The sequence below is a fragment of the Sphingopyxis sp. Root154 genome (genome assembly GCF_001427105.1).
GTDB lineage: Bacteria > Pseudomonadota > Alphaproteobacteria > Sphingomonadales > Sphingomonadaceae > Sphingopyxis.
The window spans coordinates 394,073-410,026 of sequence record NZ_LMGI01000004.1 but is presented as its reverse complement, the minus strand read 5'-3'; the positions used below and the strand labels follow the sequence as shown (position 1 = coordinate 410,026).

Sequence of the window (15,954 nt, the reverse complement as noted above, 5' to 3'; positions counted from 1 at the left end):
TGCTACAGCCCACCCCGCTGCGAATAGCGGACAAGTCCGCAAGTCTCACTACCCCTCCCGCTTGCGGGAGGGGTTTTGCTTTGGGCCGATAGCGATTATGCGCCCCCCATGACCACCCGCTCGCCCCTCGCCCCCGCCGCCTTCCCCGCCCTTCCCGACATCGCCGGAGTGACGCGCCGCGTCGCGCGCGCGCAGTACAAGAATTGGGACCGCTGCGACCTCACCTATGTCGAGCTAACCCCCGGCACCACCGTGGCGGGCGTGTTCACGCGCAACGTCTGCTGCTCGTCCGAAGTCGAGCTCGGCCGCGAACAGGTCAAGGGCGGCGCAGGCCGTGCGCTGATCGTCAACGCGGGCAACAGCAACGCGTTCACCGGTTATCGCGGGCGCGAGGCGGTCGAGCAGATCATGGAACAGGTCGCCGGCCACCTCGGCTGCGAGCCGAGCGAGGTGTTCGTCAGCTCGACCGGCGTCATCGGCGTGCCCTTGCCCAAGGACAAGGCGCGCGCCGGGGTCGAGGCCGCGCTCACCGCCGAGCCCTGCTCGTGGGAGGCGGCCGCCGACACCATCGGCACCACCGACACCTTCGCCAAGGGTTCGGCCGCAAGCGCCGTGATCGGCGACACGACCGTTCATGTCGCCGGGATCGTCAAGGGTTCGGGCATGATCGCCCCCGACATGGCGACGATGCTCGGCTATATCTTCACCGACGCCGCGGTCGCGCCCGCGCTGTTGCAGGAGATGCTGAGCGAAGCGACCGGCGGTAGCTTCAACAGCATCACCGTCGACAGCGACACCTCGACCAGCGACACGGTGCTGCTTTTCGCGACCGGGCAGGCGGGCAATGCCACCCTGACCACGCGCGACGATCCGGGCGCCGATGCGCTCTATGCCGCGATCCGCGAGGTCGCGCTCGACCTTGCACAACAGGTCGTGCGCGATGGCGAAGGCGCGTCGAAGTTCATCGAGATACAGGTGACCGGCGCCATCAGCGATGTCAGCGCCAAGCGCGTCGCGCTCGCGATTGCCAATTCGCCGCTGGTCAAGACTGCGATCGCGGGCGAGGACGCCAACTGGGGCCGCGTCGTGATGGCAGTGGGCAAAGCCGGCGAACCCGCCGACCGCGACCGGCTCGCGATCCGCTTCGGCGATCATTGGGTCGCGAAGGACGGGCTGCCCATCGACGGCTATGACGAAGCGCCGGTCGCGGCGCATCTTACAGGTCAGGACATCCGCGTCGGCGCCGACCTGGGACTCGGCGAAGGCCGCGCGACCGTTTGGACGTGCGACCTCACCCACGGATATATCAGCATCAACGCCGACTATCGGAGCTGATGATCGCCTCCAATAGTGCCATACACCGCTCTAAGTTTGTGAATTTCTCAGAGTTTGTATCCTGCCGCTGTGCGCCGCTGCCTGACCGTGCGACGCCTTCATCAGTCCCGTGAAAGCCGCATCGCGGCGCCCCCGCCCGGTGCGAGCCAGAGCTTGTAGCTGTCGCCCTTCTTCACCTTGATTCTGTCATAGGCGATGCGGTGCCGCGCGTCGGTCAGGTAGGTGGCACCCTCACCATCCTTCCAGACCGTCGCGGTATAGGTTTTTCCGGGTTCGAGGAAATCGAAGCCCAGCGTCAACGTGCGTTCGGTCGCGTCGTTGACCCCGCCGACATACCAGTCGGCGCTGCCCCGGTCCTTGCGCGCGAAGATCGCATAATCGCCGACCTCGCCCGCGATCAGGCGGCTTTCGGACCAGTCGGCGGGAACCTGCTTGATGAATTCGAGCTCGCGCGGATGCGCTTCCAGATTCTCGACGAAATCGGCGGCCATCTGGATCGGCGAATAGATGGCGAGGTAAAGCCCGAGCTGCTTTGCGAGCGTCGAGGCGAGCGGCGCCTTGTTCGCGCCCTCGAGGCTCAGCACGCCCGGCGTGAAGTCCATCGGCCCCGACAGCATGCGTGTATAGACGAGCGTCGGTTCATGGTCCGGGCCGTTCGCAAAGGCGCCCCAAGCGTTATATTCCATGCCGCGCGCGCCTTCGCGCGCGACCCAGTTGGGATAGGTCCGGCGCAGGCCGGTGTCCTTGATCGGTTCGTGCGGATTGACCGCGACATGATATTTGGCGGCGGTTTCGACAACTTTCAGATGATGCTGCACCTGACGCTGGCCATCGTGCCATTCCATCGCGGTCGTGCCCGGCGTGGCGCCGGGCGCAATGATCCCGCCCGCGTCGGCGACATAGCCGGTCTTGACCGTCCCGACGCCGAGCTGGCCATAGAGCTTCATCGCGTCGTCGAGCTGCGCCTCATAGACCGCGATATTGCCGCCGGTTTCGTGGTGGCCGATCAGCTGGACGCCCTTTTTACGCGCATAGTCGGTCACGGCTTTCAGGTCGAAATCGGGGGTCGCCTGGGTAAAGCTGTACTCGTCGCCATGGCCGAACCAGTTTCCGTTCCAGCCCTTGTTCCAGCCTTCGACGAGCACGCCGCCGAAACCGTGCTTCGCGGCGAAGTCGATATACTGCTTCGTACGCTCGGTCGTCGCGCCATGCTTCGGCCCCTCGGCCCAGCTCCAGTCGCCGCGGATCATCCCCCACCAGATGCCGATATATTTCGTCGGCTTGAACCAGGTGACATCGCCCAGCTTGTTCGGTTCGTTGAGGTTGAGTTCGAGATCGCTTTCGACGAGGCCCGCCGCAGTGTCGGCAATCCGGATCGTCCGCCACGGCGTCGCGAACGGCAGGTCGCGCACGACGCGTGCGCCCTGCGATGACGGTGACAGCGTAGCGCGGAACTTCTGCCCCTCGGCGCGCTTGAACCACATGCCGGCATAGTCGACGAGCGCCGCTTCGTGGAATGCCAGATGCGTTCCGTCGTCGAGGCGCATCGTGATCGGCGTGTGCGCAGTCGCGACCGCGTCGATGGGCGTTTTCTGATAGATTTGCTCGTAGCGGTTCCACTCGCCGCCGGTGATCCACCAAGCGGTGCCCTTGGGCGCGATGTCGAATTCGGTGATTTCATCGACGATCTTCGCGGTCGGGAGCCCCGCCTGTTCGGGCAGTTCGTAGCGGAAGCCGATGCCGTCGTCGAACAGGCGGAAGCGCACGTTCATCGCATGGCCGCCCCAGCTTTCGTTCTGGCGGAAGCGGACGAGCAGCTCATTGTGCCGGTCGCGCACGAAGCGGCGCTCGCCCCACGCCTGTTCCCAACGCGTATCGCCGCTCGCGCGCTCGACGCTTTCGATCGCAAAGCCGCGTTGCAGCCCGATGCGGTCGGCGAGGATGAAACCGAGCTTCGACGGCGCGATCAACAGCTTGCCCTTGCGCGACAGCGACCAGGTCGGCCGCTGGTCGTTGTCGGTCGACACGCTGAGCGTGATGGCGCCGTCTGGCGACGAGGCTGTCTGCTCGGGCCGTTTGTCCTGCGCGAAGGCGGGCGCCGCTGCCACGGCGAGCAGCGGGAGGGCGGCGAACAGGCTACGCATCAATTTGTTCCTTCGAGTTTCAGCCAGAGAGCGCCGCACGGCGGCAGATGCGCCGGATCAGCGCCGTTGAGTGCAGCGATGGGCGTGCCGCCCGCGCCATGGGCCGCGACGTCGATTATCGCGCCACCGAGATTGAAGAGGCAGCGGATATGGTCGCCGTCCGCGATGCGGTCGAAACCGAGGAGATCGCCCTCGGCAATCCAGCGCGCGTCGCGGCCGAGGCGCAGCGCGGGGTGCGCGGCGCGCAGTCCGACCAGCTGGCGCGTGAGGTTGAGCAGCGACGCGGGATCGTCCTGTTGCCGGTCGACCGCGAGCGCATCGTGCGTCGAACCCAGCGGCAGCCACGGATCGGCTATCGAAAAGCCCGCATGCGCCTCGCCTGCCGCCCATGGCAGCGGGGTGCGCGCGCCGTCGCGCGACAGCGTCAGCGGCCAGTTCTTGAGCGCCTCGGGATCCTTCACCAGCTCGAACGGAATCTCGACCTGGTCGAGCCCCAGTTCCTCGCCATTGTAGAGGATGATATTGCCGCGCAGCGCGCAGAGCAGCGCCATCTTCATCCGCGCATAGGCTTGCCCGTCGACGCCTTCGGGGGTCCAGCGCGACACGGCGCGCGGCGCGTCGTGATTTTCGAACGCCCAGCTCGGCCAGCCGAGCCCCGGCGTATCGGGCCATTGTTCGGCCGCCTCGCGCACGAGTTGCGGCGTCAGCCGGTCGGCATAGAGGAAGTCGAAGCCATAGGCGCTGTTGAGGCGGCCGTCGCCCGCGGTAAACAGCTTCATCTCGCGCACCGCATCATCGCCGCCGACCTCGGCCACGGTGAAGCTGCCCTCATATTGATCGGTCAGCGCGCGGATGCGTTCGAGGAAGAGCGGGATGTCGGGGTGCGACTGGTTATGGATTTTCTGCTGGAAATCGAACGGGCGGGTGCGGACCTTGTTCGACGGCGGCGCGGGCGGATTGTCGCGCAGTTCGGGATCGTGCATCGAGAAGTTGATCGCATCGATGCGAAACCCATCGACGCCGCGATCGAGCCAGAACCGCACGACGCCGAGCAGCGCGTCCTGCACCGCCGCGTTGTGGACGTTGAGCTGCGGCTGCGACGCCAGGAAATTATGCATATAATATTGGCCGCGCCGCGCGTCCCACGTCCACGCCGGGCCGCCGAACACCGACTGCCAGTTGGTCGGCGGCGACCCGTCGGGCTTGGCATCGGCCCAGACATACCAGTCGGCCTTGTCATTGTCCTTGCTCGCGCGGCTCTCCGCGAACCACGCGTGACGATCGGAGGTGTGCGCGAAGACAAGGTCGGTCGTGACCTTCAGCCCCAGCGCATGTGCACGCGCCACTAGCGCGTCGAAATCGGCGAGCGTGCCGAAGATCGGGTCGACGCCGCAATAGTCGGCGATGTCATAGCCGAAATCATCCATCGGTGAGGGGTAGAAGGGCGACAGCCAGATCGCATCGACGCCGAGCGCGGCGACATAGTCGAGCCGCGTGGTGATGCCGGCAAGGTCGCCGATCCCGTCGCCGTTCGAATCGGCGAAGCTGCGCGGGTAGATCTGATAGATCGCCGCGCCCTTCCACCAGGGCGCCTCGGCGGCGGCGGGCAAGCTGGCATTCTGGACGAGGGACTGGGTCATTATGGCGTGGTCTTCGCTTATTCGCTGGCCTGGCAGATGATCGTGCCGAAAGCGGGGAGGGAAAGATGGATACTACCCGGCGCGGTGGGTGCCGCGGGGCAGTCGCCGTGGACCGCGGTAAAGCGCGCGCTTTTCATATCGATGGCAATATTGGCCGACAGCGGCGCCGTCGACGTGTTGAAGGCGAGCAGCACTTCGCGCCCCGTGTCGGGATCGAAGCGCGATACCGCGAGCAGACCGGGCTTTTCGGAAAAGACGCGGACCTTGGTAGCGCCGCGCATCAGCGCGGGGGTCTTGCGCCGGATTTCTGCCAGCGCCGCGATATGGCGATAGAGCGGATGCGCGGCATCGAAATTGGCGGTCGCGGTCGTCGCGTCGCTGCCGATAAGGTCGTTATCGTTATAGGCCGCGACCTGCGACGCGAACATATTTTCGCGCGCGAGTTGGTCCTTGTCGTCCGACACGAACCCCTGCTCGTCGCCATAATAGATCGTCGGCACCCCGCGCAGCGTCAGCAGCATGGTATGGCCGAGCATCACGCGCTGCAGCAGCTCTGCCTCGCTGGCCTTCGGGTTCGCCGCTTTCACGAACATCGCGAAGCGGCCCATGTCGTGGTTGCCGAGGAAGGTCGGCAGCCCTTGCGCGGCCCCTGCCCCGCCCTTGTAGAGCGCGTCGCCGTCGAACAGCCGCGCGAACTGGTCGGTCCCCTTCGTCCCGCTCACCGCATCGATCGCGGCACGCGCAAAACCGAAGTCGAGCACCGCGGGCAAACCCGCCGCATGCGTGTACCAGGCGAGCGCGCCCGGATCGACGGCGTCGACATAGACTTCGCCGAAGATGTGGAAATTGGGAATGCCGCGCGCCTTCGCCCGCGCCTGCATCGCGGGTACGAAGGCCTGCCAGAATTCGGGGTTCACATGCTTGGCGGTGTCGATCCGGAAACCGTCGATGCCGAATTCGTCGATCCAGCGGCCATAGATGTCAATGAAACCCTGAACGACGCGCGGGTTCTCGGTCGCGAGATCGTCGAGCCCGGAAAAATCGCCGTAGAGCGCCGATTCCCCGACCCAGTCGCTGTTGCCGCGGTTGTGATAATAGATCGGGTCGTTGAGCCAGGCGGGAACCTTCACCCGCTCCTCGCCCTTCGGCACGACGGGCGTGTAGGCGAAAGCCGGGTCGGTCAGCTTTTTCCAGTTCTCCGCATCGGCGACATGGTCGCCAGAAAAGCCCGGATTGATCGCCGCGCCCTTGATCCCGCCGCGCCGCGAATAAGGATAATCGGCGAGACTGCGGTAGCGGAAGCCTCCGGCCGCGTCCTCCTTGTAAGTGATAACGTCGGCGGTGTGGTTGGCGATGATGTCCATATAGACCTTCATCCCGCGCGCGTGCGCGGCGTCAACGAACGCCTTGAACTCTTTATTGGTGCCGAAATGCGGGTCGACCTGCGTGAAGTCGGTGACCCAATAGCCGTGATAGCCCGCGCTTTCGTCGCCCTTCGGCCCCTGCACGGGCTTGTTCTTGAAGATCGGCGCGAACCAGATCGCGGTAGCCCCCAGACCCTCGATATAATCGAGCCGCTTGGTGAGGCCGGCGAGGTCGCCGCCGTTGAAAAAGCCCTTGGCGGTCGGGTCATAGCCGGTCTGGAGCCGGTCGCCCTTCAGCCCGCCGCGATCGTTCTTGGGATCGCCATTCTCGAAGCGGTCGGGAAGGACGAAATAGATGATTTCGTCCTCGGGCGGGCGCTGGCGGTAATCCTCAGCGGGCGCAGCGCCCGCCAGGCTCAGCGCGATAATCGATGAGAGCAAGCTCATGCGGGCACTCCTGCCGCGCAATGCTGCGCGATAAATTCTTCGTGGGTTGGTAAATGCGACGCGGTGCGCGCGACGATCGTTTCGATGTCGGCGAAAAAGCCCGCGAGCTCGTCGGGGGTGAGCTGGTCCACCATCGGATGATAGCCAGCGGGCATGACATTCTGCCCCGTCAGCACCTGGAACCAGCCGATCTCGATAAACAATTCGTCGCCCTCGCGGACAATCTGGCCGTGGCTTTTGAACAGCTCGATCTTGCGCGCCAGCGTATCGGGAATGCCCATCTCGCGGCAGCGGATCCAGAAGGGCGCGTCGGTGCGCTGGTTCGCGTGATAGTGGAGGATGACGAAGTCGCGGATGCGTTCGTAATCGAAGCGGACACGCCGGTTATAGCCGTCGATATTGGCGGCATCGAAATCGCGATCGGGAAAGTGCGCGAGCAGCTTGGCGATCCCGTTCTGGATCAAGTGGATGCTCGTCGATTCAAGCGGCTCGAGGAAACCCGAGGCGAGACCAAGCGCGACGACATTGGCGTTCCACGCCTTCCTGCGCATCCCGGTGCGAAAGCGAAGCGTCCGCGGTTCGGCGAGCGGGCGGCCTTCGACATGGGCGAGCAGGGTCGCGGTCGCCTCATCCTCGCTGATGAAGTCGCTGCAGAAGACGTGGCCGTTACCGGTCCGATGCTGGAGCGGGATGCGCCATTGCCAGCCGGCCTTGTGCGCGATCGCCTGCGTATAGGGCCGGGCCGGGCCAGCATTTTCGCTCGGCACCGCGATCGCGCGATCGCAGGGCAGCCAGTGCGTCCAGTCCTCGAAGCCGGTTTCGAGCGCGTCCTCGATCAGCAGCGCGCGAAAGCCCGAACAGTCGATGAAAAGCTCGCCTTCGATCGCTTTACCGTTGTCCAGCACGACGGCTTCGACATGGCCGCCTTCACCATTGCGCCGGACGCTGGCGATCTTGCCTTCGGTCCTTTCTACCCCGGCGGCCTCGGCGACCTTGCGCAAATATGCCGCATAAAGCGCGGCGTCGAAATGAAAGGCGTAAGCGATGCCGTCGAGGCTGGTGTTCGGGATTTGCGGCAGCCGCGCGAAGCGGTTCTGGCGTCCCGCCGTTTCGTTCAGCGAAGAGTCGCCGAGCCGCCCCGCGACGCCTTCGTTACGGCCGCGGAGCCAATATTGCTGGAACGGCAGCATGCCGAGGCTGCGCCCGATCTGCCCGAACGCGTGCATATAGACGTCGCCGATCCGGCCCCAGTCGTGGAACTGGATGCCGAGCTTGAACGTCCCGCCCGTTTCGCGAATGAACTCATTCTCGTCGATGCCGATCAGCGCATTGAACAGGCGGATCGCGGGAATGGTCGCCTCGCCGACCCCGACGGTGCCGATCTCGTCGCTCTCGACCAGCCGGATCGACAGATTGTCCATCGTCCGCGACAGCGCCGCGGCGGCCATCCAGCCCGCGGTTCCGCCGCCGACGATGACGACCTTCGTGATGCGACTGTCGCCCACCCTGTTCATTCCCTCTCGCCAGTCCGCATCCGTGACAAGCGGGCCGGACATGCCCGGCCCGCTTGTCCCGTCAGAACTTATAGGTGATGCCGGCCATGAAGTTGCGACCATAATTCTGGTAGTCGCGGATCTGGCGCGGATCATTGTTGTAATAGGTCACGAACGGCTCATTCGTCAGGTTCGACGCCTGCAGCAGCACACCCAGCCCTTCGAGCGCACCGCTCTGGAACGTATATCCGACCTGCGCATCTACGACGAATTCGCTCTTCGCCATGAACATATCGCGCGCGAGGCTGATCGTCGAAACTTCGGCGAGGAACTTCGAGCGGTAGCGGCCCGATGCACGCACCTGGAAACCATCCTTTTCGAAATAGGCGGTTCCGTTGATGACCCATTTCGACAGGCCGGGCATCGAAATCGCATCCTCCGTGCCTTCGCGCACGCGGCTCTTGGTATAGGAGGCGCTGCCGAGCACGCCAAAACCGTCAAGCGCCTGGGTGAAGTTTGCGAAGGGCAGCGAGAAGGAAGCTTCGGCGCCATAGACGCGCCCGGCATTGCCGTTCAGCCACTGTTTGCTGAGGCCGGCGCGCGTGCCGACCGTGCCGCCATCGGGGACCTCGAAGTCGGTGAAGTCGAACGGATTGACCTGACGATAGATGTAATTTTCGAGATATTTGTAGAAGCCGCCGACCGAGACATAGCCGCCCTGCCCGAAATATTTCTCGAGCCCGACATCGACCGTGTCGGCCATCAGCGGACGCAGCTTCGCATTGCCGAGATCGAGCGACCAGGGCGACGCGTTGACGTCGGTGTTGTTGCGCTTCGACGTATCGAAATTGACGCCGCCGCCGGGCTTCAGTTGGTCCATGCGCGCGCGCGCCAGCACGCGCGCGGCACCGAAGCGCAGGAAGGTGTTATCGGCGAATTCGACCGACAGGTTCATGCTGGGCAAGATGTCGGTATATTTGTCGCCATCGGTCACCGGGGTCGACTGGGTGACGCCGCCGACGACCTGCGCATAAAAGCTCGATCCCGTCTGGTCCGAATGGATAACCTGAACGCCGACGTTGCCGCGGATCGGGGTGCTTCCCGCATCGGCGTCAAAATTCGCCTGCACAAAGCCGGTGAGCACCTTTTCACGGATTGTATAATCGTTGAAGACACGCGCCGGGTCGAAGCCGGCGCCGTCGGTCAGATTATAGTTTCCGTCATTGTAGAAACGCCAGCTGTCGAACGCGACCATGCCGGGGATGCCGATGAAGTCGAGCGACACCGGGTCATAGAGATAATCGGCGGGCACCGGGGTGTTCGCGGGATAATTTTTGCTGGTCAGCACGAAGCCGCGGTCGTCGAGGCTCTTCTTGCGGTCCGAATAATTGGCGCCGACGCGGATGCTGCTGAGCACGCCGTAGAGTTCCTGCGTCGCCTGCAGGCGCAGCGATTTCAGCTGGTCCTTGACGCGCGGCGTGTTGACGAAGCCGTCCTGGCAGTTGGCAACCGCGCCGCCGCAGCTGTTCCAGCCCTGCGGATCGGTGATCACGAACAAATTGGGATCGGCATAGTCGAGCGAGGGGTCGAACATGATCCCGCCCTTCGGACGCATCTCGAACCCCAGCGCGGTTTCGCGCGCGCCGACGCCCGCGCCGCGACCGGTGCCGAGATAGATTTCCAGATTCTCCTCGGTCTTCTTGATCCGCGAATAACCAAGGTCGAGTTCGAGCGTCAGTTTCTCATTGGGCTTGAACTGCGTGTTCCAGCCGCCCGCGATGATCGTCGAGTCGCGATGGACGACGTCGTTGCGCATCACCGCCTCGGTGCCCGTCCAAACGCCCTTCGTCACCAGACCGTCTTCGACGGTGAAGCCGGGCTGGAGGGTCGAATTGCCCCAGAACAGCGGGAATTCGATGCCGCGCAGGCGCTGCTCGTCCTTGAACTTCGACCAATAACCGTCGATCGTCGTGTGGAATTTGTCGCTCGGTTCCCATTCGACGACCGCCATCACGCCGTCGCGCTTCAATTCGTTCGATTTCACATAGGGCTTGGCGCCGCCGATGACGAAAGCGGTGTTCGTGCCGTCGGTCGCTTCGGGATAGCCCCACGCGTTGAACCGTTCCTCGGCGGTCGGCGACTGCATGCGCGCGTAACCGATCGCCCAGCCGAGCGTGCCGTCGGCATTCTGGTCTATATAGGAGATGTTGGCGCGATAGCCCTTGTTCGAAATATCGGGGTTGAGCTTGCCGAGATCGTTGATCTCGAAACGCGCGCCGGCCGCGATCGTGCGCTTGCCGTAAGCGAGCGGGCGTACCGTGCGCATGTCGATCGTGCCGCCGATCGCCTGCCCGATCAGCGAGGCATCGGGGGTCTTGTAGACGATGGCGCCGTTGAGCAGCTCGGACGGATATTGGTCGAGCTCGACGCCGCGGTTATTGCTCGCCGAAACCTGTTCGCGGCCGTTGAGCAAGGTCGTGGTGAAATCGGGCGCGAGGCCGCGGATCGACACGACGTTCGCGCGGCCATCGAGGCGCTGCGTTGCAAGACCCGGCAAGCGCGACAGCGATTCGGCGATCGACAGGTCGGGCAGCTTGCCGATGTCTTCGGCCGAGACGACCTCGACGATCGAGGTGCTGTTCTTCTTCGCCTGAACCGAATTGTTGATCGCCCCGCGAATGCCGCTGACGATGATTTCGCCGTCGGCCGGCGCCTCGTCGACGGGCGCGGTGCCAGCATCCTGCGCCATCGCGGCGCCGGGCAGCAAGGCGGTCAAGGCGAAGCCGAGCGCGATGGCGCTCGCGTCGCGGCGAAGATTGGTCGGCATGGTCATATGTGGCTCCCCTGGCACGGACGGGTGGTCTTGGCCCATGCATCGGGAGGGGGACGCGGGGCGTCCGTCAGGCTCCTCTCCGGCACGTGGGCTTTCCCATCTTGAGCCTCGCAATTGAAACCAATCACGCCGCGCCGCCATAGGGTATACGTATACGCATAATATGCAGCGCTGCGCCCTGTCGCAGAAATACAACGCTTTCGGGACTGAAAACCGCGGGACTCGACCCCGTGCAATTTCTTGGCATCCACCGGACCAATCGCTAGTCTGCGGGGCGAGCAGCGGCCACCTGGAAGGCAGCGGCGCAGGGAGAGACACATGGGGCGTCAGCCCTCGGCCAAGCCGACGAGTTTCGACATCGCCTATCTGGCGGGCGTCTCGCAGCCGACGGTGTCGCGCGCACTGCGAGGCAGCAAATCGGTCAGCGCCGCGACCCGCGCCAACATCCAGCGGATCGCGCAGGAGCTCAACTACACCGTCGACAAGAACGCCTCGAGCCTGCGCTCGCAGCGCACCCATACGCTCGCCCTGCTCTTCTTCGAGGACCCGAACCCCGACGAATCGATGATCAACCCCTTCTTCCTGTCGATGCTGGGATCGATCACGCGCGAATGTGCGCGGCGCGGTTACGACCTGCTGATCAGTTTCCAGCAGATGCACAACGACTGGCATGTCACCTATCAGGACAGCCACCGGTCCGACGGCATCATCCTGCTCGGCTACGGCGATTATCAGCTTTACCTCACCAAGCTCGAGCATCTGGTCGAAATGGGGACCAAGTTCGTGCGCTGGGGATCCGTGTCCGAAGACGGGATCGGGCTGACCGTCGGGTCGGACAATGTCGGCGCGGGCGAACAGGCGGGGGCGCATCTGGTCGAGATCGGGCGTCGGCGTATCGCCTTCCTCGGTGATGCTTCGGATCATGCGCCCGAATTCCAGGATCGTTACGACGGGCTTTGCCGCGCGATGCGCGCCGCGGGTCTCGAACCCGACCCGGCGTTGCAGCGCGATGCGGTGTCGTCGGAAGATTCGGGCTATGCCGCCGCGCGATCGCTGATCGAAAGCGGCCAGAATTTCGACGCTGTTTTCGCCGCGAGCGACCTGATCGCCATCGGCGCGATGCGCGCACTGGCCGAAGCGGGGCTGCGGCTGCCGCAGGACGTCGCGATCATCGGCTTCGACGATATCCCTGCCGCCAGCCTGACCTCGCCGACATTGACCACGCTGATGCAGGATATGAAGGGCGCGGGAGCCTTGCTCGTCGACGCGCTGCTCGCGCGGATCGACGGCCGCCCGGTCGAACAGCGGATATTGCCGGCCCGGCTGATCCGGCGTCAGAGTACGGCCGTCTGACGCCAACGTATTCGTATACGTAGCCGCACTGCGCTTGCCCTGCCCGGTGTGCGCTGCAACACCCGCACCAACGCGAGCCGCGACAGCGGCCGCAAGGGGAGACGCATGATGGAAAAGCCGAAGCAGGGCTTTGCCGGCCTATGGAATATCAGCTTCGGCTTTTTCGGCATCCAGATCGGCTTCGCGCTGCAAAATGCGAATATGAGCCGGATCTTCCAGTCGCTGGGCGAGGATATCGAACGCCTGCCCGGCCTGTGGGTCGCCGCGCCGCTGACCGGGCTGCTCGTCCAGCCGATCGTCGGGCATATGAGCGACCGCACCTGGCTCGGCCGGCTCGGACGCCGCCGTCCTTACTTTCTCGCCGGCGCGATCCTCGCCGTGATCGCGCTGTTCGTCATGCCCGAAAGCCCCGCGATCTGGTTTGCGGCGATGATGCTGTGGATCCTCGACGCCTCGCTCAACATCTCGATGGAACCATTCCGCGCCTTCGTCGGCGATATGCTGCGCAAGGACCAGCACAGCGTCGGCTATGCGGTGCAGACTGCCTTCATCGGCGCGGGCGCCGTCGTCGGGTCGCTGTTTCCTTCGCTGATGGAGGCGATGGGCGTCGCGAACGTCGCACCGGCGGGGCAGATCCCCGATACCGTCCGCTATGCCTTCTGGTTCGGCGGGATCGCGCTGTTCCTCGCGGTGCTGTGGACCATCGTCACAACGGGCGAATATAGCCCCGAACAGATGGCGGCGTTCGAACGCGCCGCGCCCGACGCGGCATCGGCCAGCCGCGCACTCGCGTCGCGGAGCTATCGCGGCGGCCTCGCCTGGGCAGCCGCGGGCATCCTCATCCTGTTCGTCCAGCATCATTTCGCGCTGCTCCGCGAAGTGCTGCTGCTCGGCGCGCTGCTCATTGGCTACGGTCTCGCAAGCATCGCCGCGATCGCGCTGGCGCGCCGGGGCAACGACAAGAATATGCTGTCGAGCATCGTCGGCGATTTCTCGGGCATGCCGCCGCTGATGAAGCGGCTGGCGCTCGTACAGTTCTTCAGCTGGTCGGCGCTGTTCATCATGTGGATCAACACCACCCCGATCGTCGCCCAATATCATTTCGGAACGACCGATGCCGCGAGCGCGGCGTATCAGGACGCGGGCAACTGGGTCGGCCAATTGTTCGCCATCTATAACGGCGTCGCCGCGGTAGCGGCGCTCACCTTGCTCCCCTGGCTCGCGCGGCGTCTTGGGCAGGCGCGGACGCACATGGTCGGGCTCGCGTGCGGCGCGGTTGGGTACGGAAGCTTCTTCCTGCTGCGCGATCCCACGCAGCTGATCATCAGCGAAATCTTCATCGGCATTTTCTGGGCGTCGGTCCTCGCGATGCCTTACGCGATCCTCGCCTCCAGCCTGCCGCAAGCGAAGCTCGGCATCTACATGGGGCTCTTCAACGTCTTCGTCGTGGTCCCGCAATTGCTCGTCGCAACAGTGATGGGCTCGATCATGAAATCGCTGTTTCCGGGGGAGCCCATCTATACGATGGCCTTCGCCGCCTTTGCCTTGCTGCTTTCAATCGCCGCGATGACACGCGTCGACCCGCAGGCCCACGCCGAAGCCAGCCAGGGCTGACGATCCGCTCTCATCCCGGCCATGGCCGATTATATATCTCGGTCGGCCCCGGATATTCGCTGCCGTCGTCCGTCCCGACCTCGCGCGCGATCAGCGCGTTCACCATCGCATTGAGCCGCGTCATGTTGCGTCGCTGCTCGGGCCGCGCGGCGAGATTGACGATCTCGTCGGGGTCGGCGTGCGTATCATAGAGTTCGAGATCGTTGTTCGCTGACAATTCGGCCCAGTTTTGCGGGTGCCGATGATGCGCAGGCGCAAAATAGCGCGCGAATTTCCAGCGGCCGTCATGCACGCCGCGGTGCAACCGCCGGCGCGAGAGGTCGAAACGGTCGGTAAAAGGGGCGGTCGCGGGCTGTCCCGCCTTCGGCGCCCAGCCATAACCCACGGCGTAGTTGAACAAATGCCCCCGGACGTCGCGTTCGGTGCGCGCATCGGCATCGGTCAGCAGCGACGTCACGTCGACGCCGGGCAGATCGGGATAATGCTCCTTCCGCCAGCCGGCATCCTTCCCCCCCAGCGCGAGCAGGGTCGGCGCGATATCGACCGCGCTCATCAGGCGGCGCGAGCGGCGCCCGCCCGCGGCATCGGGATGGACGATGATCATCGGCACGTTCGTTTCCTCGCGGTAGATCGTGCCGCCCTTTTGCCGCATGCCGTGCGCCCCGGCGCGTTCGCCATGGTCGGCGGTATAGACGATGATCGTGTTCTCGAGCTGGCCGCTCGTCTCGAGCGCCCACAACAACTGGCCGATCCGGCGGTCGACGTCGCGGATGCAGTTGTAATAATAATTGCGAAAACGGCGCCACGACGCTTCGTCGCCATGATCCATCGCGCCATAGGTGCGGATGTTCGACGCGGCGATGCCGCGATGCGCCTCGGGCTTGCCGCTGAGATCGTCGCGGTAAAAGCTCTCGGGCAGCTCGAAACCATTGTCCTCGGCATAGAGCGGATCCCCCGGTTCGCGGCGGAGCGGCCCCAGAAGATAGGGATGCGCGCGCGTCTCGGTTTGCTTGCCCGTCGCATCATAGAACATGATGTCGTGCGGGTTGAGCAGGCCGACGACCATGAACCACGGCTGGCCGGCGGTCTTGCTGCCCTGCCCCTTGAAATCGAGAATGCTGCGCGACGCATCGGCGGCGATATATTGATCGTGCCGGTATCCGTCCCACGTCAGCCCGACCGCCTCGCCGTCGAACCCGTAATCGTCGAAGCCATATTCTTCCATGGCTTTCTCGGTGGCCGGGTAGATCATGCCCGACACCTGGTTCCAGTTGCGCTTTTCGTTGATCGGCGAAAGGTGCCATTTGCCCTTGTAGCTGGTGTAATAGCCCGCCGACCGCATCATATGCCCCAGCGTCGGCAGGTCGGTCGGCAGCACCGGATCCTCGGCGCCGCTCGAGTTCAGATAGATGCCCGTGCGCTGCGTGTGATGCCCGGTGAAGATCGTCGAGCGCGACGGGCTGCACGGCGTCGTCTGGACATGGTAGTTTTCGACGAGCAGCCCGCGCGCCATCAGTTCGCGGTGCCCCGGCAGCTTTTCGAGGAGCCCCTTCGGGAAGCTCGCGATACTCTGTTCCTGATCGGTGACGATCATCAGGATGTTGAGCTTGCGCCGGTCCGCGGCGGACACGCTGGCCCGCGCGCCCGACGCCGCGAGCGCCCCGGCGCCGCCCAGCCCGCCTACGAATGTCCGGCGGTCAACAGTCCAAACCATCTCGGGGCCTTTCCATG

General features: G+C 64.5%; 9 protein-coding genes. 3 read left to right on the top strand and 6 right to left on the bottom strand.

All coding sequences use genetic code 11. The features are described 5' to 3' along the window. The first annotated feature begins 108 nt into the window (after positions 1-108). The gene (argJ, locus tag ASD73_RS21505) at positions 109-1,335 is read left to right on the top strand and encodes a bifunctional glutamate N-acetyltransferase/amino-acid acetyltransferase ArgJ (protein WP_056368124.1); all 1,227 of its coding nucleotides are present in this window, start codon (positions 109-111) and stop codon (positions 1,333-1,335) included. Between the two features lie 101 nt (positions 1,336-1,436). Here argJ and ASD73_RS21500 read toward each other — a convergent pair whose 3' ends face one another. The 5 genes from ASD73_RS21500 to ASD73_RS21480 form a co-directional block, all read right to left on the bottom strand. After that, a complete protein-coding gene (locus ASD73_RS21500; protein ID WP_056368122.1) occupies positions 1,437-3,479 on the bottom strand; it encodes a glycoside hydrolase family 97 protein in 2,043 nt (680 codons plus the stop codon). Continuing rightward, complete coding sequence (locus tag ASD73_RS21495; RefSeq protein WP_056368120.1) at positions 3,479-5,119, bottom strand: alpha-amylase family glycosyl hydrolase; 1,641 nt, start codon at positions 5,117-5,119, stop codon at positions 3,479-3,481. Before ASD73_RS21495 ends, ASD73_RS21500 begins: the two co-directional genes overlap by 1 nt. 17 nt (positions 5,120-5,136) lie before the next feature. Beyond that, positions 5,137-6,930 carry an alpha-amylase family glycosyl hydrolase gene (locus ASD73_RS21490; RefSeq protein WP_200934995.1) on the bottom strand — a complete coding sequence of 598 codons (1,794 nt, stop codon included), beginning with the start codon at positions 6,928-6,930 and terminating at the stop codon, positions 5,137-5,139. Continuing rightward, complete coding sequence (locus ASD73_RS21485) at positions 6,927-8,444, bottom strand: tryptophan halogenase family protein (protein WP_056368292.1); 1,518 nt, start codon at positions 8,442-8,444, stop codon at positions 6,927-6,929. Before ASD73_RS21485 ends, ASD73_RS21490 begins: the two co-directional genes overlap by 4 nt. Positions 8,445-8,505: 61 nt before the next feature. Beyond that, positions 8,506-11,256, bottom strand: coding sequence for a TonB-dependent receptor (locus ASD73_RS21480; protein ID WP_162248183.1), 2,751 nt, complete (start codon positions 11,254-11,256; stop codon positions 8,506-8,508). Positions 11,257-11,574: 318 nt separating this feature from the next. Between ASD73_RS21480 and ASD73_RS21475 the strand changes: the two genes are divergently transcribed. After that, complete coding sequence (locus tag ASD73_RS21475) at positions 11,575-12,609, top strand: LacI family DNA-binding transcriptional regulator (protein WP_056368116.1); 1,035 nt, start codon at positions 11,575-11,577, stop codon at positions 12,607-12,609. A 108-nt stretch (positions 12,610-12,717) separates the two neighbouring features. Beyond that, complete coding sequence (locus ASD73_RS21470) at positions 12,718-14,223, top strand: MFS transporter (RefSeq protein ID WP_056368114.1); 1,506 nt, start codon at positions 12,718-12,720, stop codon at positions 14,221-14,223. A gap of 10 nt (positions 14,224-14,233) precedes the next feature. Here the strand turns inward: ASD73_RS21470 and ASD73_RS21465 are convergent, their stop codons facing one another. Continuing rightward, positions 14,234-15,937, bottom strand: coding sequence for a sulfatase-like hydrolase/transferase (locus tag ASD73_RS21465; protein ID WP_056368111.1), 1,704 nt, complete (start codon positions 15,935-15,937; stop codon positions 14,234-14,236). Positions 15,938-15,954: the final 17 nt, after the last annotated feature.

Excerpts from the sequence above, each read along its gene's own strand:
- argJ (WP_056368124.1), top strand. The coding sequence starts at position 109 with ATGACCACCCGCTCGCCCCTCGCCCCCGCCGCCTTCCCCGCCCTTCCC.
- ASD73_RS21500 (WP_056368122.1), bottom strand. The coding sequence starts at position 3,479 with ATGCGTAGCCTGTTCGCCGCCCTCCCGCTGCTCGCCGTGGCAGCGGCG.
- ASD73_RS21495 (WP_056368120.1), bottom strand. The coding sequence starts at position 5,119 with ATGACCCAGTCCCTCGTCCAGAATGCCAGCTTGCCCGCCGCCGCCGAG.
- ASD73_RS21490 (WP_200934995.1), bottom strand. The coding sequence starts at position 6,930 with ATGAGCTTGCTCTCATCGATTATCGCGCTGAGCCTGGCGGGCGCTGCG.
- ASD73_RS21485 (WP_056368292.1), bottom strand. The coding sequence starts at position 8,444 with ATGAACAGGGTGGGCGACAGTCGCATCACGAAGGTCGTCATCGTCGGC.
- ASD73_RS21480 (WP_162248183.1), bottom strand. The coding sequence starts at position 11,256 with ATGACCATGCCGACCAATCTTCGCCGCGACGCGAGCGCCATCGCGCTC.
- ASD73_RS21475 (WP_056368116.1), top strand. The coding sequence starts at position 11,575 with ATGGGGCGTCAGCCCTCGGCCAAGCCGACGAGTTTCGACATCGCCTAT.
- ASD73_RS21470 (WP_056368114.1), top strand. The coding sequence starts at position 12,718 with ATGGAAAAGCCGAAGCAGGGCTTTGCCGGCCTATGGAATATCAGCTTC.
- ASD73_RS21465 (WP_056368111.1), bottom strand. The coding sequence starts at position 15,937 with ATGGTTTGGACTGTTGACCGCCGGACATTCGTAGGCGGGCTGGGCGGC.